Annotated in this window: 22 protein-coding genes and 1 pseudogene; 6 read left to right on the top strand and 17 right to left on the bottom strand. The window is 67.4% G+C overall.

The features are described from left to right. Positions 1-31 precede the first annotated feature (31 nt). The 3 genes from arfB to SBP02_RS08720 form a co-directional block, all read right to left on the bottom strand. Positions 32-445, bottom strand: coding sequence for an alternative ribosome rescue aminoacyl-tRNA hydrolase ArfB (gene arfB / locus SBP02_RS08730; protein WP_318645992.1), 414 nt, complete (start codon positions 443-445; stop codon positions 32-34). Positions 446-499: 54 nt separating this feature from the next. Continuing rightward, positions 500-1,054 carry a VOC family protein gene (locus SBP02_RS08725; RefSeq protein WP_318645991.1) on the bottom strand — a complete coding sequence of 185 codons (555 nt, stop codon included), beginning with the start codon at positions 1,052-1,054 and terminating at the stop codon, positions 500-502. Between the two features lie 101 nt (positions 1,055-1,155). Then, on the bottom strand, positions 1,156-2,163 hold the full coding sequence (locus SBP02_RS08720) for a cyclase family protein (RefSeq protein ID WP_404824364.1): 1,008 nt from the start codon (positions 2,161-2,163) through the stop codon (positions 1,156-1,158). A gap of 127 nt (positions 2,164-2,290) precedes the next feature. On the opposite strand from SBP02_RS08720, the gene SBP02_RS08715 reads away from it, so the two are divergent. Together SBP02_RS08715 and SBP02_RS08710 are read left to right on the top strand one after the other, a co-directional pair. Continuing rightward, entirely contained in the window at positions 2,291-3,181 is an 891-nt protein-coding gene (locus SBP02_RS08715; RefSeq protein WP_318645990.1) for a LysR family transcriptional regulator, read from the top strand. A gap of 103 nt (positions 3,182-3,284) precedes the next feature. Continuing rightward, complete coding sequence (locus SBP02_RS08710; RefSeq protein WP_318645989.1) at positions 3,285-4,355, top strand: metal-dependent hydrolase; 1,071 nt, start codon at positions 3,285-3,287, stop codon at positions 4,353-4,355. A 21-nt stretch (positions 4,356-4,376) separates the two neighbouring features. Here the strand turns inward: SBP02_RS08710 and SBP02_RS20890 are convergent, their stop codons facing one another. The 11 genes and pseudogenes from SBP02_RS20890 to SBP02_RS08660 form a co-directional block, all read right to left on the bottom strand. Beyond that, positions 4,377-5,117, bottom strand: a complete 741-nt coding sequence (locus tag SBP02_RS20890; RefSeq protein ID WP_404824387.1) for a methyl-accepting chemotaxis protein — start codon at positions 5,115-5,117, stop codon at positions 4,377-4,379. A gap of 117 nt (positions 5,118-5,234) precedes the next feature. Continuing rightward, positions 5,235-5,420: pseudogene (locus tag SBP02_RS20885) on the bottom strand (HAMP domain-containing protein); the annotation flags it as partial. Positions 5,421-6,735: 1,315 nt separating this feature from the next. Next, positions 6,736-7,386 (bottom strand): maleylacetoacetate isomerase, encoded by a 651-nt coding sequence (maiA, locus tag SBP02_RS08700; protein WP_318645987.1) that lies wholly within the window; start codon positions 7,384-7,386, stop codon positions 6,736-6,738. Positions 7,387-7,482: 96 nt separating this feature from the next. Further along, entirely contained in the window at positions 7,483-8,466 is a 984-nt protein-coding gene (locus SBP02_RS08695) for a fumarylacetoacetate hydrolase family protein (RefSeq protein WP_318645986.1), read from the bottom strand. Between the two features lie 59 nt (positions 8,467-8,525). Next, positions 8,526-9,665 carry a homogentisate 1,2-dioxygenase gene (locus SBP02_RS08690; RefSeq protein WP_318645985.1) on the bottom strand — a complete coding sequence of 380 codons (1,140 nt, stop codon included), beginning with the start codon at positions 9,663-9,665 and terminating at the stop codon, positions 8,526-8,528. Positions 9,666-9,732: 67 nt separating this feature from the next. Further along, positions 9,733-10,815 (bottom strand): 4-hydroxyphenylpyruvate dioxygenase, encoded by a 1,083-nt coding sequence (hppD, locus tag SBP02_RS08685; protein ID WP_318645984.1) that lies wholly within the window; start codon positions 10,813-10,815, stop codon positions 9,733-9,735. A 370-nt stretch (positions 10,816-11,185) separates the two neighbouring features. Next, positions 11,186-12,964, bottom strand: a complete 1,779-nt coding sequence (locus tag SBP02_RS08680; RefSeq protein ID WP_318645983.1) for an ABC transporter ATP-binding protein — start codon at positions 12,962-12,964, stop codon at positions 11,186-11,188. Then, the gene (locus tag SBP02_RS08675; protein WP_318645982.1) at positions 12,957-13,589 is read right to left on the bottom strand and encodes a DsbA family protein; all 633 of its coding nucleotides are present in this window, start codon (positions 13,587-13,589) and stop codon (positions 12,957-12,959) included. Before SBP02_RS08675 ends, SBP02_RS08680 begins: the two co-directional genes overlap by 8 nt. A 2-nt stretch (positions 13,590-13,591) precedes the next feature. Next, complete coding sequence (trhO, locus tag SBP02_RS08670; RefSeq protein WP_318645981.1) at positions 13,592-14,530, bottom strand: oxygen-dependent tRNA uridine(34) hydroxylase TrhO; 939 nt, start codon at positions 14,528-14,530, stop codon at positions 13,592-13,594. A 206-nt stretch (positions 14,531-14,736) separates the two neighbouring features. Next, positions 14,737-15,042 carry a BolA family protein gene (locus tag SBP02_RS08665; RefSeq protein ID WP_318645980.1) on the bottom strand — a complete coding sequence of 102 codons (306 nt, stop codon included), beginning with the start codon at positions 15,040-15,042 and terminating at the stop codon, positions 14,737-14,739. A 12-nt stretch (positions 15,043-15,054) separates the two neighbouring features. Next, a complete protein-coding gene (locus SBP02_RS08660; protein ID WP_318645979.1) occupies positions 15,055-15,555 on the bottom strand; it encodes a DUF2059 domain-containing protein in 501 nt (166 codons plus the stop codon). A gap of 258 nt (positions 15,556-15,813) precedes the next feature. On the opposite strand from SBP02_RS08660, the gene SBP02_RS08655 reads away from it, so the two are divergent. The 3 genes from SBP02_RS08655 to SBP02_RS08645 all read left to right on the top strand — a co-directional run bounded on the left by SBP02_RS08655 (position 15,814) and on the right by SBP02_RS08645 (position 18,900). After that, positions 15,814-16,824: a DUF2804 domain-containing protein gene (locus SBP02_RS08655; RefSeq protein WP_318645978.1), complete on the top strand. Its 1,011-nt coding sequence runs from the start codon at positions 15,814-15,816 to the stop codon at positions 16,822-16,824. A gap of 71 nt (positions 16,825-16,895) precedes the next feature. Next, on the top strand, positions 16,896-18,290 hold the full coding sequence (locus tag SBP02_RS08650) for a class II fumarate hydratase (RefSeq protein WP_318645977.1): 1,395 nt from the start codon (positions 16,896-16,898) through the stop codon (positions 18,288-18,290). Then, positions 18,283-18,900, top strand: coding sequence for an NAD(P)H-dependent oxidoreductase (locus tag SBP02_RS08645; RefSeq protein WP_318645976.1), 618 nt, complete (start codon positions 18,283-18,285; stop codon positions 18,898-18,900). Before SBP02_RS08650 ends, SBP02_RS08645 begins: the two co-directional genes overlap by 8 nt. A 44-nt stretch (positions 18,901-18,944) precedes the next feature. On the opposite strand, the gene SBP02_RS08640 is transcribed toward SBP02_RS08645, so the two are convergent. Beyond that, a complete protein-coding gene (locus SBP02_RS08640; RefSeq protein WP_318645975.1) occupies positions 18,945-19,910 on the bottom strand; it encodes a DMT family transporter in 966 nt (321 codons plus the stop codon). A gap of 292 nt (positions 19,911-20,202) precedes the next feature. On the opposite strand from SBP02_RS08640, the gene SBP02_RS08635 reads away from it, so the two are divergent. After that, on the top strand, positions 20,203-20,412 hold the full coding sequence (locus SBP02_RS08635; protein WP_318645974.1) for a DUF6316 family protein: 210 nt from the start codon (positions 20,203-20,205) through the stop codon (positions 20,410-20,412). A gap of 78 nt (positions 20,413-20,490) precedes the next feature. On the opposite strand, the gene SBP02_RS08630 is transcribed toward SBP02_RS08635, so the two are convergent. Together SBP02_RS08630 and pap are read right to left on the bottom strand one after the other, a co-directional pair. Next, on the bottom strand, positions 20,491-21,675 hold the full coding sequence (locus tag SBP02_RS08630; protein ID WP_318645973.1) for a thiolase family protein: 1,185 nt from the start codon (positions 21,673-21,675) through the stop codon (positions 20,491-20,493). A 128-nt stretch (positions 21,676-21,803) separates the two neighbouring features. Then, positions 21,804-23,291, bottom strand: coding sequence for a polyphosphate:AMP phosphotransferase (gene pap, locus SBP02_RS08625; protein WP_318645972.1), 1,488 nt, complete (start codon positions 23,289-23,291; stop codon positions 21,804-21,806). Positions 23,292-23,363: the final 72 nt, after the last annotated feature.

The raw sequence follows: 23,363 nt of genomic DNA, 5'->3' as shown, positions 1-23,363 counted from the left end.
GGCGCCTGCCCGCGCGCGGCAGGCGCCGCGCTCAGTAGTCCACCTTGCCGCGCCCCGCCTTGATCGCCCCGCGCTTGCTCTTGCCTTCCAGGCGGCGCTTCTTCGAGCCCAGGGTCGGCTTGGTCGGCCGGCGCGCCTTCTCGGTCTTGCCGGCGCTGCGGATCAGCTCGGCCAGGCGTTCCAGGGCATCGTTGCGGTTCTGTTCCTGGGTACGGTACTGCTGGGCCTTGATGATGATCACCCCGTCGGCGGTGATGCGACTGTCGCGCAGCGCCAGCAGGCGCTCCTTGTAGAACGGCGGCAGGGACGAGGCCTGGCTGTCGAAGCGCAGGTGCACGGCGCTGGACACCTTGTTGACGTTCTGCCCGCCGGCGCCCTGGGCGCGGATGGCGGTCAACTCGACTTCGTCGTCGGGCAGGTGGACGCTGTTGGAGATCACCAGCATGGCGGGGTCTTGGCGAGAAATGAACGTTCAGGATACCTCAGCCTGCCCCCTCGATCAGCGCCGATCAAAGGCCGCGTCATGCTCCACGCGCCACTGTTCCAGCGGACGGAAACCGGGCCGGGCGCGGATCTGCTGCTCGGTGAAAGCCAGCAGCTGCGCGTCGTCGAGGGCCAGGTCGATGGCAAACTTGCACGGCTGGTCGACGTGCCAGGGCGTGTCGGCGAACAACTCCAGGCGGTTGCCTTCCGGGTCGCGAAAATAGAGCGACCAGGTGGTGCCGTGGGACACCGCCTCCAGCGCTACGTCCACCGCGGCGCTCAAGGCCTGGTGGAAGCGGCGCAGGCCGGCCAGATTCGCCACGCGAAAGGAGATGTGGTCCAGCGGGCTGTCCTGGGGCCGTCGCGATGGACGGGGATTGAGCACCAACTGGTGGTGCTCGCCGGCATTGCGGCTGAGGAACACCATGGCGTCCGGCCCTACGCCCCGGTCGCTGACGATAAAACCCAGGCCGGCGGTGTAGAAGGCCTCCATCTGCGCCACATCGCGCACATAGAGTTCGAAGTGGCTCAAGGCCAGGTCGGGAAAGTCCGCTGGGGGCGTGCTGCTCATGATCCTCGGCTGCCTCGTTACAGCGTGAGTGGCAGGGCTGCTGCCCGAGCCCGGCCGCGCGCCAGGCAGGCCGGCGCGCGACATGAGGCTGCATAGTGCCCCTATTCGATCGGCAGGGCCACCGGGCGCAACGGCGCGGCGTCGGCGCCGCGGAATTTCAGCGGGGCGCCGACGAAGGCGAACTGGTACACCCGGTCCCGGGCCAGCTCTTCGAGATTGGCCAGCTCGATGATCGGCGCGCCCTGCTGGGCCAGCAGGTAAGTGTGCACCGGCACGTAGTTACCCGACACTTCCGAAGGGAAGGCCTCGAAGCTCAGGTTGTCGGCACCGACCACCATGGCGTCCCCCTCCTCGATGAGGTACTTGGCCGCTTCCAGGCCCAGGCCCGGCGCATTGCTCATGTAGGCCTGGGCATTGGCGTAATCGCGCATGCGCCCGGTGCGGATCAGCACCACATCGCCCTTCTCCAGGCCGACCTGCTGCCGCTTCAGGGCGTCACGCAGGTCCTGGGCGGTGACCTTGTAGTTGTCCGGCAGCATCTCCAGGTTCTTCGCCGCGGCCATGTCGATCAGCACGCCACGGGCGATGATCGGCGGCATGGTCTCGACCCCGGCCTTCTCCCAGCCGCGGTCGCCCAGGTGCTCGGCGGCGGAGAAGCCGTTCCAGATCCTGCCGTTCAGGCCGAAGTGGTTGAGAGCATCGATGTGCGTACCCATGTGCGCATACATGGACACCGCCGAGCCGCTGTAGCTGACGTGGCCGTTCATCGCCTCGCCGACCCTCATGGGATCGGCGATCTGGTTGCCCCGCGGGGTGTGGGTCATCCACATCTGATAGGGCGGATCGCCCGCTGCCTGCCAGCTGGGCATGCCGATGAAGTAGTCCACCGACAGGTCATAGGCGCGGCCGCCGGATACCCGCGCCAGGATGGCCGCCCGGGACTGCGGGGTGATCAGGTTGAGACGGCCGATCTCATCGGCCGCGCCCCAGGGGCTGACGCCCACCTCGGGCGCGGCCATGGCGGCGCCCCCAATCAGGGCCAAGGCCAGGGGCAAGACGGCCGCCTGCTGACGGCCGAACTTCAGGTTTGCGCGAATGGACTGGAACATGGCGGACTCCTTGCGAAGGACGAGCCTCCCGACCCAACGCCGGAAAGCGATAGCGCCATCGTATTTTTTTCGCTTACCGAGATAATCGGCTTAGAAATCAAAACATATTCAACCCAGGAGAAATTATATGGACCTGCTCGCGGCCATGCGCAGCTTCCGCCGGGTGGTGGAGCGCGGCAGTTTCAGCAAGGCCGCCGAGGACCTCGGCCAATCGGCCGCCGCGGTCAGCAAGCAGGTACGCCAGCTCGAGGCGCGCCTGGGCAGCCTGTTGCTGCTGCGCACCACTCGGCGCATGAGCCTGTCGGAAACCGGCCGCGGCTACTTCGCCGAATGCTGCCGCCTGCTCGACGAACTGGATGCCCTGGAACGCAGCACGGCCCAGGGTTCGGAAGAGGTCAGCGGCATCCTGCGGGTCAACGCACCATTGTCCTTCAGCCACAAGGTGCTGTCGCCGCTGCTGGCGCAATTCATGGCGCGCTATCCGCGCCTGAACGTCGAGCTGACCCTGAACGACCGCCTGCTCGACGTGGTGGCCGAAGGCTTCGACGTCTCGCTGCGCATTCGCGCCGAGCTGCACGACTCCTCCCTCATCGCCCGGCGCCTGGGCCGGACGCAGCAGATCCTCTGCGCCGCCCCCTCCTACCTGGAGCGCCACGGCGCGCCGGCGACGCTGGACGAGCTGCGCGACCACGCCTGCCTGGCCTACCGCCTGGCCGACCATCCGGGACAGTGGAACCTCAGCGGCCCCGAGGGCATGGCCAGCATCCAGCTGCCGCCGCGCTTCTCGGCGGACAACAGCCTGATCCTCTGCGACCTGCTGCTGGCCGGCAGCGGCATCGGCGCCCTGCCCTCCTTTATCGCCCAGCCCTTGCTGGACAGCGGCCAGTTGCGGCGGGTGCTGCCGGCCTATCACTTTCCCCAACGCGGCATCTACGCCCTGTACAGCAGCAGCCGTCACATGCCACGCAAGGTGCGGGTGTTCATCGACTTCCTCGCCGAGGCCCTGTCGAGGCAATGACGCGCCGGCTCGGGCATTTCGTAACCTTTGCTTGAAATTTACTCGCGGCCTCTGCCCCACGCCTCGGTTAACTTAGGCATCTGTCCGCAATAGAGGTCGCGTCATGGATTCGCTTACCCAGGCAGTGCTCGGTGCCACCCTCCAGGGCGCCATGCTCGGCCGCTGGCAAGGACGCAAGGCGCTGCTGTATGGCGCCGTGCTCGGCACCCTGCCCGACCTCGATGTGGTGATCGAGTACGGCGATGCGGTGGCGAACATGACCTATCACCGCGGCTTCAGCCATTCGCTGTTCGTCCTCGGAGCCCTGGCGCTGCTGCTCACCTGGCTGGTCCGGCGCTTTCGCCCGCACCCCGGCTACTCGGGCCGGCGACTGCTGGCCACGGTCGCGCTGGTGCTGCTGACTCACCCCCTGCTCGATTGCTTCACCAGCTACGGCACCCAGATCCTCTGGCCGTTGCCCCAGGTGCCGGTGGCCTGGTCGAGCATCTTCATCATCGACCCGCTGTACACCCTGCCGCTACTGGTCGCGGTGTTGCTCGGGCTGATCTACGGCCTGCGCGACAGAGCAAGCAAGGCGCCGCACATCGCCCTGGCCCTGTCCAGCCTCTACCTGGCCTCGACCCTGGCCGGCAAGCAGATGGCCGAACAGCGGGTGGAAGCCGAGCTGGCACGCCAAGGCATCCGGGCCGAGGCGCTGTTCAGCACCCCGACGCCGCTCAACAGCCTGCTCTGGCGGGTGATAGTGCTGGACGGCGAGTCCTACCACGAGGCCCTGGTCGGCTGGCTCGACCGCGATCCGCCGCAGCTCGAGCGCATCCCCCGGGGCACCGCCCTGGCCGCCGTGCTGGTCGACTCGCCGGCCTATCGCCGGCTGGCCTGGTTCACCGACGGTGTGCTGCGCTTCGACCGCATCGACGACCACCTGGTGGTCACCGACCTGCGCCTGGGCATGACCGGCTTCCATCCGTTTCGCTTCGATTTCGCTCACTGGCAGGACGGCGCCTGGCAGGTCAATAGCCAGGTCACGCGCTGGCCCGTGGAGCGCGGCGAGCTACAGCGCCTGACGCTGCTCTGGCAGCGCATCTGGCAGCCCGAGGTCGAGGTGCCGTTGCTGGCCTGGGCCAGCGAACTGAGCAAGCCGCTGCTGGCCAGGCACCCGCACCACGCGGACTGAAGCTACCGGCGGGGCCTCGGCTCAGGTGCGGAACTGCCCCACCAGGCCCTGCAACTCGACGCCCAGGCGCGCCAGTTCGGCGCTGGAGGCGGCGGTCTGCTGGCTGGCGCCGGCGCTCTGCTCGCCGATGTCGCGCACCCGGGTGATGCTTTCGCTGATGGTTTCCGCCACGGCGCTCTGCTCCTCGGCGGCGGCGGCGATCTGCTGGTTCATCTGCTCGATGGTGCTCACCGCCTGGGTGATGCGTCCCAAGGCCGCGCCGGCCTGTCCGGCCAGGTCCACGGTGCGTTGGGTCAGGCTGCGGCTGCTGTCCATCTGCGTCACCGCACCCTTGGCCATGCGCTGCAGGCTGCTGATCAGGCCCTCGATCTCCTCGGTCGAATCATGGGTGCGCCGCGCCAGGGCCCGCACCTCGTCGGCGACCACCGCGAAACCACGGCCCTGATCCCCCGCCCGCGCCGCTTCGATGGCGGCATTGAGGGCCAGCAGGTTGGTCTGTTCGGCGACGCTGCGGATCACCTCCAGCACGCTGCCGATGCGCTCGCTCTCCTGGCCGAGCGCCTGGATCGCCTCGGCCGATTGCTCCACCTCGGTTGCCAGGTGGCCGATCTGCTGCACCGCCTGCTGCACCACCTGGTTGCCCTGCTGCGCCTCCTGATCGGCGTCACGCGCGGCTATCGAGGCCTGCTCGGCATTCTGCGCGACCTCCTGCACGGTGGCCGCCATCTGGTGCATGGCCGTGGCGGTCTGCTCGGTTTCCATCTTCTGGCTCTGCACCCCGGCACTGGTCTGCGCGGTGATCGCCGACAACTGCTCGGCCGCCGCGGCAATCTGGCCGACGCCCCCCCCGATGCGCCCCACCAGGTTACGCAGGCTACCGGTCATGTCCTGCATGGCGGCCATCAACTGGCCCAGTTCGTCCTTGCGCTGCAGTGGCAGGTCCCGACTCAGATCGCCCTCGGCGATGCGCCGGGCAAAGGCCACGGCCTGCTGCAAGGGAGCGACGATCGAACGAGAAATCAGCAGCGCGGCGAGCACCCCGAACACCACGGCGGCCGTCCCCATGGTGCCCAGCAGCAACAGCATCCGCTGGCTGTCGGCAGCCATGACCTGCTCTTCACTGGCCTGCGCCTCTTCGGCCAGGGCCACCACCTTCTGGGACTGCTGGACCATGGCCGACTCGCTGGCCTGGTTCTGGCCGCGCACCTGCCGATAGTTGGCGAAGGCCTGCTGGTAAGTCGTCAGTGCCTGCAAGGCGGCCTCGATGGCGCCCTTCTGCTCGTCATCCAGCCAGACCATCAGGCTACTGGCCGCGCTTTGCAGATCGGCGCCTATGTTGTTCCACTCCTCCAACGCAGCGCTCGAGCCGTCGATGATATAGGCGCTCTCGTAGCCACGCAGGTCGAGCATGCGCTTGCTCAGGCCGGACGCCGTTTCCGCCAGGGTCAGTGGATCGCTGCCGCGCAGCTTGTCGCCTTGCAGGCGCAGCTCGCGCACGGCGTCGTACATGTCCAGTTCGATCCCCTCGAATTGATCGCGCGCCTCCCCGGCTGCCACGCCCATCTGTTCGCGCGCTGCGAGGGCCCTGGCCTGCTGCTGCACGAAGCCGTCGAACTGTTGCTGGTAGTCCATCACCGCCTGATCCATGGCCTGCAGACGAGTCTTGTCCGCCTGCGTGGCGCCGCGCATCTGCTCGCCCAACAGCTGGCGGGCCTTGCCAAGCTGAGTGCGCATCCGCTCGGCGCTTTCTGGCGTCTTGCTCAGGGCGAAGTCGCGCTCGAAGCGGCTCGCCTGGAGAATCTGCTCGCCGATCGTAGACAAGCGAGTGGCCTGAGCATGTCCTTGTAGCACCGTCTGCACGGAGAAGAAGCCGCTGCCGGCTACCGCCACGGTCAACAGCAACACCAGACCAAAACCACAAAGCAGCTTCTTGCCAACGGCAAGGTCGGCAAACAGGCGGGCGGCTGAATACGACATGGGGGCGACTCCGTTATTGTTAGGCGTGGCAACGTGAACCTGCTCGCGGACAAGAGGTCTGTGCGCGTCGGATGGACAAACGCAATCTCTGTACCAGCTTGCCAGGCTATCGGCCGCCAGAGCCGAACATTGAGATCCGCCGCACCCGGCCATCCCGCCCCTGGACGGCCCGTTCGGACGAGTTGCCGGCCGGATAAGACGCTACCCCTTACCGCCCGAGGCCAGGGTGCTCGGGCGTCTTATGCCAGACAGGCTCGAGCCGATTCACCGATGGTGCCGGCCACCAGGCAGCAGGCGCTGCACGTCAGTCGCACCACGATGGCGGCCGTTCGCCATCGGCACGACGCGGACGGCGGTTTTCCGCCGCCCGTGCGTGCGAACGCTCGAGCCAGTACGCCGGCACCTATTGGGCGTCGGGTTGTGCCTGCGGAGCGGCCTGCCGGAAGGCCTCGTGCTCTTCGCAACGGGCTGCCATGGTCAGCAGACGCGGATAGCTCTCGAGTTCGCAGTTGAAACGCCGGGCGTTATACAACTGCGGAATCAGACAGGCCTCCAGATAGCCCGGCCGGTCCCCCAGGGACAGACGCCCCTCGAAGTCCTTCAGCCCCTGCTCCACCGCGGCCAGCCCGGTCGCCACCCAGTGCCGGTACCAGGCGTCCTTCGCCGCGTCGCCGACGCCCAGCTCGGCGGACAGGTATTGCAGCACGCGCAGGTTGTTCAACGGGTGCACGTCGCAGGCGATATGCAGCGCCTGGGCACGCACCCGCGCGCGCAGGGCCGGATCGGCCGGCAGCAGCGCCGGCACCGGGTAGACCTCCTCCAGGTACTCGAGGATCGCCATCGACTGGGCGATGCGCACCCCGCCGTTGCCCGCGTCCACCAGCAGCGGCACCAACTCCTGCGGGTTGAGCGCCCGGTACTCGGCCGAATGCTGCTGGCCACCGTCCTTGACCAGGTGCACCGGCTCCTGCTGGTAGGCCAGGCCCTTGAGGTTCAGGGCGATGCGCACCCGGTAGGCGGCGCTGGAGCGCCAGTAGGAATAGAGCGTCAGCACAGGGCCTCCTCGTTCGCCGCCGTAGGCCGGGTATCGGTGCCAAAGGCCGCGATACCCGTCACGCGCAGTGCAGGGTAACGCTGCGCCCCACCCTGCCTACGCCTCATATTTCTCCACCACTTGGTCGATGGCACCGAAGATGCTCTGACCCTCGGCGTCGAACATCTCGATGCGCACCCGGTCGCCGAACCTGAGGAAAGGCGTCTGCGCCTCGCCCTGCTCGATGATCTCCAGCATGCGCTTCTCCGCCAGGCAGGACGAACCGGCGCTGCGGTCGTAGTTGGACACGGTGCCCGAGCCGATGATGGTGCCGCTGCCCAGCGGCCGGGTCTTGGCGGCATGGGCCACCAGGGTCGGGAAGTTGAAGGTCATGTCGGTGCCGGCGTCCGGCTGGCCGAACAGCGCGCCGTTGATGTGCGACACCAGCGGCCGATGGACCTTGCCGTCCTTCCAGCAGTCGCCCAGCTCGTCCGGGGTCACCGCCACCGGCGAGAAGCTCGACGACGGCTTGCTCTGGTAGAAGCCGAAGCCCTTGGCCAGCTCGCCGGGGATCAGGTTGCGCAGGGATACGTCGTTGACCAGCATCAGCAGCTGGATATGCCCGGCCGCCTCGGCGGGCGTGGCGCCCATGGGCACGTCGTCGGTGATCACCGCCAGCTCGGCCTCCAGGTCGATGCCCCAGGCCTCCTCGGCCAGGCGGATCGGGCTGTGCGGCGGGATGAAGCTGTCGGCACCGCCCTGGTACATCAGCGGGTCGTGCCAGAAGCTCTCCGGCATCTCCGCGCCACGGGCCTTGCGTACCAGCTCCACATGGTTGACGTAGGCGCTGCCGTCGGCCCAGTGGTAGGCGCGCGGCAGGGGGCTCGCGCAATCGGCCTGGTCGAAGACGAAGGTCTCTTCGCACAGGCCGTTGTTCAGGCGCTGGTAGATGGCCTCCAGCTGCGGGCGCTTGATCGCCCAGTCGTCCAGGGCAATCTGCAGGGTGGCGGCGATCTGCGGGACCCGTACCGCACGGGACAGGTCGCGGGACACCACCAGCAGTTCACCGTCACGGCCTTGATTCAACGAAGCGAGTTTCATAGAGCATTTTCCCTAAAGTCGGCACGCGGTGGACGCCGGCCGGCGCCCACCGCCGCGCCTCAAGCCTGTTTGCCCGGCGCGCGCCAGGAGTTCACGTATTCGGCCACATCCACCGCCGCGGCGGCCTCGCCGACCTCCAGGGCGCGGCGGGTGTCGATCATCACCGCCACCTCCTCGACGAAGGTCGCCGGGTCCTCCAGGCTCTTCTTCAGCGCCTTGGGATGGGGGCCGTGGGGGAAGCCGCAGGGGTGCAGGGTGACCATGCCGGCCTCGATGTTGTCGCGGCTGAAGAAGTTGCCGCGGTGGTAGAACAGCACTTCGTCGTAGTCGTCGTTGTTATGGTAGAACGGCACCTTCAGCGCCCCCGGGTCGCTCTCCACCGGACGCGGGGTGAAGGTGCAGACCACGAAGCCGTTGGCCACGAAGGTGGTGTGCGCCGACGGCGGCAGGTGATAGCGATGGCTCATCAGCGGGCGGATGTCCCGCCAGTTGAGGCGCACCACCGTGTTGTCGCCATGCCAGCCGACCACGTCCAGCGGGTTGTAGGGATAGGTCACGGTGGTCAGCTGGTTGCGCCGCTTGATCCTGATCTGCCAGCTGTTCTCGTCCTGCTGGGCCTTGAAGGCCGCGTCCAGGCGCGGATGGTCGAGCACCGCCGGATCGAAGATCGCCTGGGGCCCTAGCAGGCCCTTGTCCGGCAGCTGGTAGGCACCGTCCGAGCTCTCGATCAGCAGCATGAAGGTCGGCTCGCTGGCCTCGATGCGCCAGGCGGTACCCCGGGGAATCATCAGGTAGTCGCCGTCGCGGTACTCCAGGTGGCCGAAGTCGCAGTAGAAGTGCCCGGCGCCCTCGTGGATGAACAGCAGGTCGTCGCCGTCGGCGTTGCGCACCAGGTGGCGCATGGCGCCGTGGGTCTTCCACACGCGCAGCTGGACGTCGCCGTTGTGCAGGCACAGCGGCGCCAGCAACGGGCAATCGCGCTCGCTGGCGATGTCGTTGAAATTGAAGGCATGGGGGCGCAACGGTCCCTGCCAGTCGATCCAGCCGGTCGGCGGATGCTTGTGATGCAGGTGCGCGGTGGGGCCGAAGAAACCCTCGCGGCCCATCTCGCGCTCGTAGGTGCCCTCGGGAAAGTCGCAGTGCGCCTGGCGCGAACACTCGCCCTCGCGCAGGGGGAAGCTGATCCATTTGCGGCTCATGGCCGATGTCTCCTCGATTCAGCATGGGCCGGGCGTGCGCCCGGCCACCTGGTTTGGCCCGCCGGGCTCACTCGCCCTTGAGCACGCCGCGGCGCACCTGGTCTTCCTCGATGGACTCGAACAGGGCCTTGAAGTTGCCCTCGCCGAAGCCCTGGTTGCCCTTGCGCTGGATGATCTCGAAGAAGATCGGGCCGATCACGGTGTTGGTGAAGATCTGCAGCAGGATGCCGTCGTCTCCCGGCGCGCCGTCGATCAGGATGTTCAGCTCGCGCAACACCTCGGTCGGTTCGCCGTGACCGGCCACGCGGCTGTCGACCTTGTCGTAGTAGGTGCCCGGGGTCTGCATGAAGTCCACGCCATTGGCGCGCAGTTGGCGCACGGTGGCGTAGATGTCGTCGGTGGACAGGGCGATGTGCTGGATGCCCTCGCCGTGGTACTCGCGGATGAATTCCTCGATCTGCGACTTGTCGTCGGCCGACTCGTTGATCGGGATGCGGATCTTGCCGCAGGGCGCGGTCATGGCCCTTGAGAGCAGGCCGGTGAGCTTGCCTTCGATGTCGAAGTAGCGGATCTCGCGGAAATTGGCGATGCGCTCGTAGAAGCCCGACCAGACGTCCATCTGCCCGCGCTTGACGTTGTGGGTCAGGTGGTCGACCTCCTTGAGGCCCACGGCGTTGTCGTTGGGCGTGCGGCCCTCGATGTACTCGAAGTCGACGTCGTAGATGCTCTTGTCGCCGTAGCGGTCGACGAGATAGAGCAAGGAGCCGCCGATGCCCTCGACGCAGGGGATGTTCAGCTCGCCGAAGTTGGCGTGGCTGCCCACCAGTTTGGCGCCCTGGGCCTCGACATAGGCCGCCGCCTGGGCCGCGTTCTTCACCCGGAAGGCCATGGCGCAGGCACTCGGCCCGTGCTTGAGGCCGAACTCGCGCACGTGCCCGGTGGGGCTGCCGTTGAGCACGAAGTTGATGTCGTTCTGCTGGAACAGCCAGACCTCCTTGGAGCGGTGCTTGGCCGTCTCGGTGAAGCCCATGGCGGTGAACAGCTCGCGCAGCTGCTGGATGCCTTCGGGGGTCGGGGCGGTGTATTCGACGAACTCGAAGCCGTCGGTGCCGATGGGGTTGTGCTGTTCGATCTTGTTCACGGCGTTCATTGCGCCTCCCGATTGTTGTTGTGGATGCACCGCGCCACGCGGCGCTGCAATAGCTTCATCACACCCCAACGGCCGGGGCCGGACAAGCGCACTGCGACGCCCCTGCCCGACCGCGCCCCAGGCCGAGTGGCAGATTTTCGTTACGCAGAGCGCAGCGGCCATATCCCTCAGGATAGTCACTCGCCAGGCGTAACGTATTGTTGCCAGCGTGGTCTGACAGGCTGCCAGAGGCGTCCGCCACGGCCGAATGCCGGGCGGCGCGAGGCAGCTGCCGGGGCTGCCGGTCAGGTACACGGAGGGAAGATTGGTCTCGATAACGCCGGCGCGGGAGGCGGAGCACTCGACGCGCCGCGACTGGAATACCGCAGCGTCAGTGCTGCAGGTGCCCGTAGAGCTTGGCGTATAGCCCGCCGACGGCGATCAGCTGCTGGTGCTCGCCGTCTTCGGCGATGCGCCCGCCATCGAACACCAGCACCCGGTCGGCCTGCTTAACCGCACTGAGGCGGTGGGCGATGATCAGGGTGGTGCGGCCGCTGAGGAACTGCGCCAGGGCCTGGTGCAGGGCGTACTCGGTGGCGGCGTCCAGGGCCGAGGTGGCCTCGTCGAGTATCACCACCTTGGGCTCGGCCAGGACCATGCGGGCGATGGCCAGGCGCTGGCGTTGGCCACCGGACAGGCGCACCCCGGAGCGCCCGATGATGCTGTCCAGGCCCTGGGGCAGCATGCCGATGGTGGAGGCCAGCTGGGCGATCTCCAGCGCCCGCCAGCAGGCCTCGTCGCTGCGCTCGCGGCCCATGCACAGGTTGGCCCGCACCGTGTCGTTGAACAGCGCCGGGTGCTGCAGCACCACCGCCACCTCGTCGCGCACCTTCTCCAGGCCGATCTCCGCCTGGCTGCTGCCGCCGAAACTGATGGTCCCGGCCTGGGGCGTGTACAGCCCCAGCAGCAGCTGCACCAGGGTGCTCTTGCCGCCACCGCTGGCGCCGACTATGGCGACCTTCTCGCCTGGACCGATGCTCAGGTCGAGGCGGTCCAGCACCGGTTCGTCGCTGTAGGCGAAGGTCAGGCCTTTGATCTCGATGCCGACCGTGTCGCGGCCCTTGAACGGGTCGATGCGCCCCGGATACTGCGGCTCATCGGCCCGCGCCAGCAGCTCGTTGAGGCGCTGCAGGGCGCCGCCGGCGGCATAGAAGGCGTATTGCAGGCTGAGCAACTGCTCGACCGGGCCGATCATGAACCACAGGTAGCTGAACACCGCGAGCATCTGGCCGATCGACAGGTCGGAGAACAGCACCGTGAGCATGGCCGCGGCGCGGAATACGTCGATGCCGAACTGGAACAGCAGGCCGCTGGCGCGATTCGAGGCATCGCTCTTCCACTGCGACGCCACCGCATGGTCGCGCACCTCCCGGGCACGGCCGGCGAGGCGGCCGAGGAAGAAGCCCTGGCGATTGCCGGCACGGATCTCCTGGATCGCCTCCAGGGTCTCGGTGAGGGCCTGGGTGAAGCGCGAGGTGCTGTCGTTCTCCAGCTTCTTCAGCAGCTTGACCCGCTTGCCCAGCTGCACCGAGGCGAAGATCACCAGCGGGTTGAACAACAGGATCAGCAGCGCCAGCTGCCAGTGCATCCACAGCAGGATCGCCGCCGTGCCGGTCAGGGTCAGGGTCGCCACCAGAAAGCGACTGAGGGTCTCGCCGACGAACTTGTCGAGGGTGTCCAGGTCGGTGACCAGATGAGTAGTAACTGTGCCGCCGCCGAGGCTCTCGTACTCGCCGAGGGAGATGCGCTTGAGCCGCTCGATCAGGCGGATGCGGATGCGGTAGACGATGTCCTTGGACAGGCGGGCGAACTGGCGCGCCTGCAGCACGTTGAACACCAGCGCCGCCCCGCGCAGCAGCAGGGTGAGCAGCAGCATCAGGCCGATATAGCCGGCGGCGGTCTCCCAGGTAGCCGGCAGGAAACGGTCCATCACCCTGAGCGCGGCATCGCCGTCGCCCAGCAGCACCTCGTCGACCAACAGCGGTAGGAGCAAGGGGATCGGCACGCTGCACAGGGTCGCCAGCAGCGCCACGCCATTGGCCAACAGCAGGGCCTTCTTGTGCTGCAGGGCCAGGCGACGGATTTCCGCCCAGCTCAGCCGATCAGCCATGGGCGGCCTGCTCCAGCCAGCGACCGAGCAGCGGCGCCAGGGTCTGCAGCGGTTGGTAACCATTGGTCAGCAGGGCCAGCTGGCCATCGCGCTCGGCCAGCAGGGTGGGGAAGCCGGCGATCCCCAGATCCTGCACCCAGGTGAAATCGGCGGCGGTGGCCGCGCGCATGGCCGGGCTGTCGAAGGCCTCGGCGAATTCGATGCGCGGAATCCCCGCCTGCTCGGCCAGACGCAGCAGCTGGGGAGCCTGGGTGACATCCACCCCCTCGGTGTAGAACGCCTGCTGGATCAGCTTGGCCAGCGGCCAGGTGCTCTCGGGGTCGAGCTGCCGCGCGGTGACCAGGGCCCGGCAGGCCGGCTCGGTGTCGTAGACCAGGCCCTCGGGCAGCCCCCGCTCGAAGTCGAACAACTGGCCGGTGCTGGCGTTGACCGCCTGCCAATAGCCGAGGTAGCGCACCCGCGCCACCGCGTCGACGGCGATACGCTCGCGGCGCAGGCCGCCGACCACCAGCTGCAGCGGCACGCCCGCGGCGGCCGCCTGCTCGGCGAGGGACTCGAGCACCGGGGCGAACCCCCAGCACCAGGAACACATCGGGTCCATCACGTAGAGCAGGCGAGCGGACATGCTCAGGCCTCCGAGGCTTGGCGGGGGTCACGGCCCAGGGGATGCGGCTGGTTGCGCGCCTTGGCCAGTTCGATCTGCTTCTGCCGCTCGCGGGCGCCGGCACGGGTCTTCCCCGGCAGCGAATCCCAGCAATGCGGGCAGCTGATGCCCGGGGAATAGAACTCGGACTCGCGGTCGGCCACCGACACCGGGGTGCGGCAGGCATGGCACTGGTCGTAGTCGCCCTCGGACAGATCGTGGCGCACGGTGACCCGGTTGTCGAAGACGAAGCAGTCGCCGCGCCACTTGGTCTGCTCCTGGGGCACGTCCTCCAGGTACTTGAGGATACCGCCCTTGAGGTGGAACACCTCCTCGAAGCCGGCGCCGAGCATGTAGCTGGAGGCCTTCTCGCAGCGGATGCCGCCGGTGCAGAACATCGCCACCTTCTTGTGCTTGGCCGGGTCGAAATGCGCCTTGATGTAGTCGGGGAACTCACGGAACGACTTGGTCTTGGGGTCGATTGCGCCCTCGAAGGTGCCGATGGCCACCTCGTAGTCGTTGCGGGTATCGATCAGCAGCACCTCGGGGTCGCTGATCAGCTCGTTCCACGCCTGCGGCTCGACATAGGTGCCGACCCGCTGGTTGGGGTCGACGCCCGGCACCCCGAGGGTGACGATCTCCTTCTTCAGCTTGACCTTGGTGCGATAGAACGGCTGCTCGTCGCAGTAGGATTCCTTGTGGTCGACGTCGGCCAACCGCGGGTCGAGACGGAACCAGGCGAGCAGCGCGTCGATGCCTAGGCGACTGCCGGAGACGGTGCCGTTGATACCTTCCTCGGCCAGCAGCAAGGTGCCTTTGATGCCGTTGTCCAGCAGGGTTTGCAACAGGGGTTCGCGCAGCGCCTGGTAGTCCGTCAGGGTGACGAACTTGTACAGCGCCGCGACGACGATCTTGTCGGTCATGCAGCAGATTCCTTCAGTAGTCGCCCTCGCAAAGGGCGGACTGGGCCTATAAACGCAGACGCCGGCGATGGCCGGCGCGGAGGTGAAGTTTACGTTTCCTGGCGCCTGTCGTGTAGGGCCAATTTGTCTCGCCCGACACCCCGCCTCCGTCGGCGAGGGGCTGGAGAAGGCCCTGGCGTGCAGGGCGAACCCCGTTCAACAAGCAGTCAATGGTCGTGCTTGCTGCCGCCGCGACAGGTCGGCGAGTCCGGCGCGACACCCTGCTGCGCCCACTCCTCGGGCGTGTAGGTGTGCAGGGCCAGGGCATGCAGCTGGCCCATCAGCTCGCCGAGGCTGGCGTAGACCTTCTGATGCCGCTTGACCGCGTTCAGACCGGCGAACTGCGGGCTGACGATGACCGCCTTGTAGTGGGTCTCCAGCCCGCGGCTGTGCATATGACTCTCGTCCAGCACCTCGAGGTGCTGCGGCTGCAGCGCGGCGAAGGCCGCCTGCAGTTGTTCCAGTTTCGACATCTACGCCTCCGGCTAGGGTTTTTTCGCGTCCAGTTCGGCGGTCATTTCCGCCAGCAGTTTGTTCACCCGCGGTACCGCTGCCTCCAGCTTGTTCTGGGTCAGGCGCGCCGACTGCGCGGTCAGCATGGGCATCTTGTCCAGCACCTTCTGCCCCAGTGGCGAGCGATAGAAAGCCAGCAACTCCTGCATCTCCTGCTCGTCGAAATTGCGGGTATAGAGCTCGACCAGCTCCGGCTTGAGCACCGGCCAGCCCACCGCGCTGTCCAGGGCCGCATTGGCCTTGGCCTGGTAGCGCTCCAGCAGTGCCTGCTTGCTCGCCGGCGCCTGGCTCTCGGCGAAGCGTTGGGTGAACATCTGCTGGACCTGGCCGTAGACCGGCACGGTCAGCCTGTCGGCCCGTGCCAGCAGCAGAAAACGCTCGGCATCGGCGGCGTGGCTGGCGGCATCGGCGTATGCCTGGGTGCTGCCACAGGTCAAAAGGACCGTGGCGCAGAAAGCGGTAAAACGAGACATCGAGTACTCCCGGGCGAAAAAGTGGCCGCGGCACCATGAGGCGCCATTCTGTGCCCTGCTCCCCGCGCACTCAAGTCTCGACCGTTGCCACAGACCACAAAAGGCCGCGTCCTCCCCGCGTCGAGCCGGGACCAAAATGCCAGCACTTGCCCCCCCAGGGTCGTCTGGGCATGCTGTGCACCTTGCGACCTTCTACTAGGCTCTTTTAATACCGCTGCCCCGGCGCCCCGTCGCACGGCATACACATGGATGTGTCTGATGAACAGCTTCACCCCCCCTCACCTCCAAGCGCCGATCGAGCTATGCGACCAGCATGGACGGCTGAACCCGCAGGCCATCGGCTGGTCGCCCCGCCCACTGGTGGACTGCACCCTGCCCGGCCATTTCGGGCGGCGCAAGCGCTGGAACCATTGGTGCATCACCACACCGCACTGGATGCTCTCGCTGACCCAGGCCGACCTCGACTACCTGGGCTATGGCGCCGCCTACTTCCTCGACCTGGAGAGCGGCGAGGCCGTCGCCCACAGCCGCCTGCGCCTGCTGGCACGCGGCTGCCGGCTTCCGGCGCAGGCCCAGCAGAGTCATGAGTTCAACCATCCGCGTCTGCAGTTGCGGGTCGCCGAGCATGCCGGTCGCGTGCGCCTCACCGTGGCCGCCACGCCACTCGGCGGTAAACCGCTGCAGGTTGCCCTGGAGGTCCAGCGCCCGCCTCATCTCGACTCGGTCAACCTGGTCGCCCCCCTGGCCTCGCACGGCTTTCACGCCACCTGCCGTGAACTCGGCCTGCCCGTCAGCGGCAGCGTGCAGCTGGGTAACCGGCACTACAGCTGCAGCGCCGGGCAGAGCTTCGCCGCCCTGGACTTCGGCCGCGGCGTCTGGCCGCTGCACAGCCACTGGACCCGTGCCGCCTTCGCCGCACCGGGCGGCATCGCCGGCAACTTCGGCGCCGGCTGGACCGACCACAGCGGCCTCTCGGAGAACGCCCTATGGTTCGGCGGCGAGCTGCAGCACCTGAGCAGTCCCGTGCATATCGAGCAGAGCCCCCATAGCGCCCTGGCCCCCTGGAGCCTGAACACTGCCGACGGGCGGGTCAAACTGACCTTCAAACCGCGCCAGCAGCACAGGGCCTGCCCTCGCGTGGGGCCGATCTATGCCGACACCCGGCAGTGGTTCGGCCACTTCGACGGCATTCTGCGCGGTCCCTCGGGCGAGCGCGTGCCGGTGGCCGGGGCGCTGGGCTGGCTCGGCGCAACCCGGGCGCGCTGGTAAGAGCTCGCCTCGAGGGAACCCGCAACGGTCGGCGCGGCCTAAACTGGCTAGACCGCCCCCGGAGAATTCCCATGAGCCGCACCGAAACCGATAGCATCGGCCCGATCGAGGTCCCCGCAAACGCCTACTGGGGCGCCCAGACCCAACGCTCGATGATCAATTTCGCCATCGGCGAAGAGCGCATGCCCCTGGCTGTCGTGCATGCCCTGGCCCTGATCAAGAAAGCCGCCGCCCGGGTCAACGGCCGCATCGGCAACCTGCCCCAGGACATCGCCCGACTGATCGAACAGGCCGCCGACGAGGTGATTGCCGGCGACCACGACGACCAGTTTCCCCTGGTGGTCTGGCAGACCGGCAGCGGCACCCAGAGCAACATGAACGTCAACGAGGTGATCGCCGGCCGCGCCAACGAGCTGGCCGGGGGCGCCCGCGGTGGCAAGAGCCCGGTGCATCCGAACGACCACGTCAACCAGGCGCAGAGCTCCAACGACAGTTTTCCCACCGCCATGCACATCGCCGCCGCCCGGGCCGTGCAGCATGAGCTATTGCCGGCGCTGGCCGAGCTGTCCGGCGGCCTGGCCGAGCAGGCCGCGCGCCACGCCAAGCTGGTCAAGACCGGCCGCACCCACATGATGGATGCCACGCCCGTCACCTTCGGCCAGGAACTGTCGGCCTTCGTCGCCCAGCTGCGCTACGCCGAACAGGCGATTCGCGGCGCCTTGCCGGCGGTCTGCGAACTGGCCCAGGGCGGCACAGCCGTGGGCACCGGGCTCAACGCGCCCCAGGGCTTCGCCCAGGCCATCGCCGCGGAACTGGCCGCCCTCAGCGGCTTGCCCCTGGTCAGCGCGCCCAACAAGTTTGCCGCCCTGGCCGGCCACGAGCCGCTGACCACGCTCTCCGGCGCCTTGAAGACCCTCGCCGTGGCCCTGATGAAGATCGCCAACGACCTGCGCCTGCTCGGCTCCGGCCCCCGCGGCGGACTGGCCGAGGTACGCCTGCCGGCCAACGAACCGGGCAGCTCGATCATGCCCGGCAAGGTCAACCCGACCCAGTGCGAGGCGCTGTCGATGCTCGCCTGCCAGGTGCTGGGCAACGATGTGACCATAGGGTTCGCCGCCAGCCAGGGCCACCTGCAACTGAACGTGTTCAAGCCGGTGATCATCCACAACCTGTTGCAGTCGGTGCGCCTGCTGGCCGACGGCTGCCGCAACTTCCAGCTGCACTGCGTCGCCGGCCTGGAGCCGGACGCCGGGCAGATGGCCGCACACCTGGAGCGCGGCCTGATGCTGGTGACCGCGCTGAACCCGCACATCGGCTACGACCAGGCCGCGCAGATCGCCAAGAAAGCCTATACCGAGGGCACCACCCTGCGTGCCGCCGCCCTGGCGCTGGGCCTGCTGACCGACGAACAGTTCGACGCCTGGGTTCGCCCCGAGGACATGCTGGGAAGCGACAAGCATGAATGAGACGAAAAGCGGCGCGACGCCGCTGGAAGGCGATGGCAAGCGCATCCTGATGATCTTCGGCACCCCCAAGAGTGCCGGCCTGTGCCACGCCCTGGGGGACGCCTATGCCCAGGGCGCGCGCGGCAAGGGCCATGTGGTGCGCCAGCTGAAGCTGGGCGAGCTGAGCTTCGACCCGGTGCTGCACGACGGCTACGACCAGGGCCAACATCTGGAACCGGACCTGCTCGAGGCGCAGCGGCAGATTCACTGGGCCGAGCACCTGGTATTCGTCTACCCGGTCTGGTGGGGCGGCCTGCCGGCCCTGCTCAAGGGCTTCTTCGACCGGGTGTTCCTGCCCGGCTTCGCCTTCAAGTACCGCGGCCGCTCGCAGGCCTGGGACAAGCTGCTCAGCGGCCGCACCGCCGACCTGCTGGTGACTCTGGACACCCCGCCCTGGTACTTCCGCTGGATCTACGGCGCACCGGCACACCGGCAAATGACCCGTACCATCCTCGGTTTCAGCGGCATCAAGACCCGCCGCCTGGCCGAGTTCGCCCCGGTGCGCCCCTCCTCCGAGACCCAGCGCCAGCACTGGCTGCAGCGCGCCGAACGGCTGGGCGTGCAGGCCTGAGCCTAGCCTCGCCAGCGGCCCGCCCCGAGGCGGGCCAGGACTCGCTACGGCAGTGCGGCCAGCTTCCGCACACGGCGGGCACGCAGGCCGGCCAGCAACGACGGCGCCAACGCGGTCAGCGCCGACCCCAGCACCACCAGCACGGCCCCGCCGTAGGCGATCCAGTTGAGCTGCTCGGGGCGTACATGATCCGGCCACCAGGTGGCCGCCAGCGCCACCGAGGCGAAGGTCACCAGGGGGGTGACGGCCAGGGTCGCACTGACCCTCGAGGCTTCCCAATGAGCCAATGCCTCGGCGAACGCGCCATAGGCCACCAGGGTGTTCAGACAGCAGGCCAGCAGCAGCCAACCTTGCGCCGGGCTCAGCTGCAGCACTTGCCAGGGCCGTGCCCAGGGCGTGAGCAACAGGGCGCAGGCCAGGTAGATCACCATCATCACCTGCAGCGAGTTCCAGCGCGTCAGCAACTGCTTCTGCGCCAGTCCGTAGAAGGCCCAGACGAAGGCCGCCAGCAGCACGATGAGCACACCCGTGGTGTAGTCGCTCAACGAACTCAGCAACTCCTCCAGACGCTGATTGAAGAACAGCGCGAAACCCGACAGCAGCAGGGCCAGGCCCACCCCCTGCCCCAGGCCGAAGCGCTCGCGAAAGACCAGCACGCTACCGACCAGCAGCAGGATCGGCGCGACCTGGATCACCAGCTGGGTGGTCCCCGGCGAGAGCAGATTGAGACCGATCAGGTAGAGCACGTAATTGCCGCTCAGGCCGGCGATCGCCAGCGCCAGCAACCAGCCGCCGCGCCGCCCCAACGGGCGAAAGCTCGGCAGCCGCCGCGCCGCCGCCAGATAGGCGAGCAGGATGGCGCCCGCCACCAGCAGGCGGTACCAGGTCACCGTGACCGGGTCCATCACCTGCAGCACCTCTTTGAGTTTGATCGGCAAAATGCCCCAGAGCAGAGCGGTCACCAGCGCCAGAAACATGCCGTAGAGCCAACGGCCGGAAGAAATATGCATGACTGCCTCTGCTGCACGACACCCGCAATCGCCTGGAATAGAGCGGACGGGGGCCATAAAACAGCATTCTAGGCCGGCACCGGCAAGCGGCACAGCTACAGTTCGATACCGGCATGCAGCAAAACTGTACCCATGGCCCTTCGGTATCGCCATCAGGTTGACGACAAAGTAACGTAAATCTCGACCAGCACGCCGGATACATACCGAAAAGCAACCATTGGTCGCCAACTCCGGCAACCCCGTGGACGCGGATTAGACTCAGACCAATAGGCTTACTGTGTGAGGTCCCCCCATGTTCGGTCAGCGCCAAGTCGATCCCGGCCCCGGCACGCACTACCGCAGCGAACGAGTCAGCGCGGTCAACGGGCAGTACTTTTTCGCCACCCGCGAAGGCACCCTGGAAGGCCCCTATTTCACCCGCGTCGATGCCGAGCGGGAAATCGCCCTCTATGTCCGCCGCATGAATCAGGCCAACGACATCATCGAAAGCCGGAACTTCTAGCCACCCACGATTTCGCCCCAATAAAGAACCGCACTCGAGGCGGTTCTTTATTGGGGCGGATCGGCGATCGGCCGGGGTTCAGCGCACCGCTTCGAACAACCCGCTGGCCCCCATGCCGCCCCCCACGCACATGGCGACGATGCCGTAACGCAGGTTGCGCCGCTGCAGCTCGCGCACCAGGTGGCCGACCTGGCGCGAACCGGTCATGCCGAAGGGATGGCCGATGGCGATCGAGCCACCATTGACGTTGTACCTCCGGTTGTCGATCTCCAGCCGGTCGCGGGCGTACAGGCATTGCGAGGCGAAGGCCTCGTTGAGCTCCCACAGGTCGATATCGGCCACGCTCAACCCCTTGGCCTTGAGCAGCTTGGGCACCGAGAACACTGGGCCTATGCCCATCTCGTCCGGCGCGCAACCGGCGACGGTGAAACCACGGAAGAATGCCTTGGGATCGAGCCCCAGCGCCAGGGCCTTGTCCAGGCTCATCACCAGGGTCATGGAGGCGCCATCGGACAGCTGCGAGGCATTGCCAGCGGTCACCGAGCCATCCTCGGCGAAGGCCGGTCTGAGCGCGGCCAGGCTCTCCAGGGTGGTATCGGGGCGGTTGCAATCGTCGCGATCGACCAGCCCCTCGACCAGCTGCTGCTCGCCACTGGCCTTGTCCTCGAGCAGATAGCGCACGTTCATCGGCACGATCTCGTCGGCGAACAGGCCCTCGGCCTGGGCCCGGGCGGTGCGCTGCTGGCTCTGCAGGGCATAGGCGTCTTGCGCCTCGCGACTGACGCCGTAGCGCCTGGCCACCACCTCCGCGGTCCGCCCCATGGGGTAGTAGATGCCGGGCACGTCCCGCTGCAGGATCGGGTTGAACAGGTGGTCGCCGTTGACGCTCTTGAGCGTCAGGCTGATCGATTCGACGCCGCCGGCCACCATCACCTCGGAGCAGCCGGAGGCGATCTGGTTGGCGGCGATGGCGATGGCCTGCAGGCCCGAGGAACAGAAACGATTGAGGGTCATGCCGGCGACCCCGGTGCCCAACCCCGAGAGCACCGCGACGTTGCGGCCGATGTTCATGCCCTGGGCGCCCTCGTTGGAACCGGCGCCGACTATGCAGTCGTCGACCAGCGCCGGGTCCAGGTCGTTGCGCGCCAGCAGCGCATCGACGCAGTGGGCCGCCATGTCGTCGGGACGGGTCTGGTTGAACTTGCCGCGGAAGGACTTGGCCAGGCCGGTCCGGACACTGTCGACTATCACCACTTCACGCATGACGCACCTCAGGCTGCTGACGTTGCTGATGGCTGGAGCATAGAAGCCGGCCAACAGCGATCGCGACGATCATTCACCCCGCATATGCATGCCCATCCGCCCGGCCCGAGGACTCACCCGCGCCGCCGTCAGTCCCGGGCGAACGCCGCCTCCAAGGCCTGGTTCAGGGTGCGCAGCACCTTGACCCGGGCGTAGCGCTTGTCGTTGGCCTCGACCAGGGTCCAGGGCGCGATCTCGGTGCTGGTGCGGTCGACCATGTCCTCCACCGCCTCGCGGTACTGCGGCCATTTCTCGCGGTTGCGCCAGTCGTCCTCGGTGATCTTGAAGCGCTTGAAGGGGATCTTCTCGCGCGCCTGGAAACGCGCCAGCTGGGTGTCCGAATCGATGGCCAGCCAGAACTTGACCACCACCACGCCGGCCTCGGTCAACTGCTCCTCGAAGTCGTTGATCTCGCCATAGGCGCGCAGCCAGTCGGCCGGGCTGCAGAACCCTTCGACCCGCTCCACCAGGACCCGGCCATACCAGGAGCGATCGAACAGGGTGAAACCGCCGCGTGCCGGCACATGGCGCCAGAACCGCCAGAGGTAGGGCTGGGCACGTTCCTCCTCGGTGGGCGCCGCCACCGGCACTATCTGGTACTGGCGCGGGTCCAGGGCGCCGGTCACGCGGCGAATCGCGCCGCCCTTGCCGGCGGCATCGTTGCCCTCGAACACCGCCACCAGGGCATGTCGGCGCATGCGCTTGTCACGCATCAGGCCGGCGAAACGCGCCTGCTCGGCGACCAGCTGCTCGCGGTAGTCCTCCTTGTCCAGCGCCTGGGCCAGATCCAGGCTGTCGAGCAGGCCGCGTTCGTCCAGACTCGAGATCAGGGGCGCCGCATGGGGCTGGGGCAGGCGCGGCGTCTCGGCCCGAAGCGCCGCCTGCAGGCCGTCGAGCAGGATGCGCCCGACCGTCAGGCTGCGGTAGCACTCGTCCGCCCCCTCCACCACGTACCAGGGCGCATGCTCGCGGCTGGTGCGGCGCAACACCCGCTCGCCGAAACGCACGAACCTGTCGTAGGTCTTGGACTGCTGCCAGTCCAGCGGGCTGATCCGCCAGCTGTGCAGCGGGTCGTCCTGCAGCGCCTTGAGACGGGCCTTCATCTGCGGCTTGGACAGGTGGAACCAGAACTTGAAGATCAGCGCACCCTCGTCGCAGAGCATCTGCTCCAGACTCAGGGCACCGCCGATGGCCTGGTCCAGTTCGGCATTCTTGATCGTCCCACGCACCCGCCCCTGGAGCATCTGGCTGTACCAGTTGCCGAAGAAGATGCCGATGCGCCCCTTGGGCGGCAGCTTGCGCCAGTAGCGCCAGGCCGGCGGCCGGGCCAGTTCCTCGTCGCTCTGCTGATCGAAGGTGCTGACCTGGATCAGCCGCGGGTCCATCCACTCGTTGAGTAGCTTGACCGTCTCGCCCTTGCCGGCGCCCTCGATGCCGTTGAGCAGGATGATCACCGCGAAGCGCCCCTGCTGGCGCAGCTCGTACTGCGCCTCCAGCAGCGCCTCGCGCAGCAGCGGCGCCTCGGCCTCGAAGACCTCCCTGTCGATGGCATGACCAATCTCGGCGGATTCGAACATATACGGCTCCCGCAATTGAATGCCTGCAGCCTAGCGGAGAGTCGTGCCCTTTGTCCGCGCCGGACCTGCAAT

The sequence above is a fragment of the Pseudomonas benzenivorans genome (genome assembly GCF_033547155.1).
Taxonomy (GTDB): domain Bacteria; phylum Pseudomonadota; class Gammaproteobacteria; order Pseudomonadales; family Pseudomonadaceae; genus Aquipseudomonas; species Aquipseudomonas benzenivorans_B.
The sequence above is the reverse complement of the archived record's forward strand: the minus strand, read 5'-3'. Positions and strand labels throughout refer to the sequence as shown.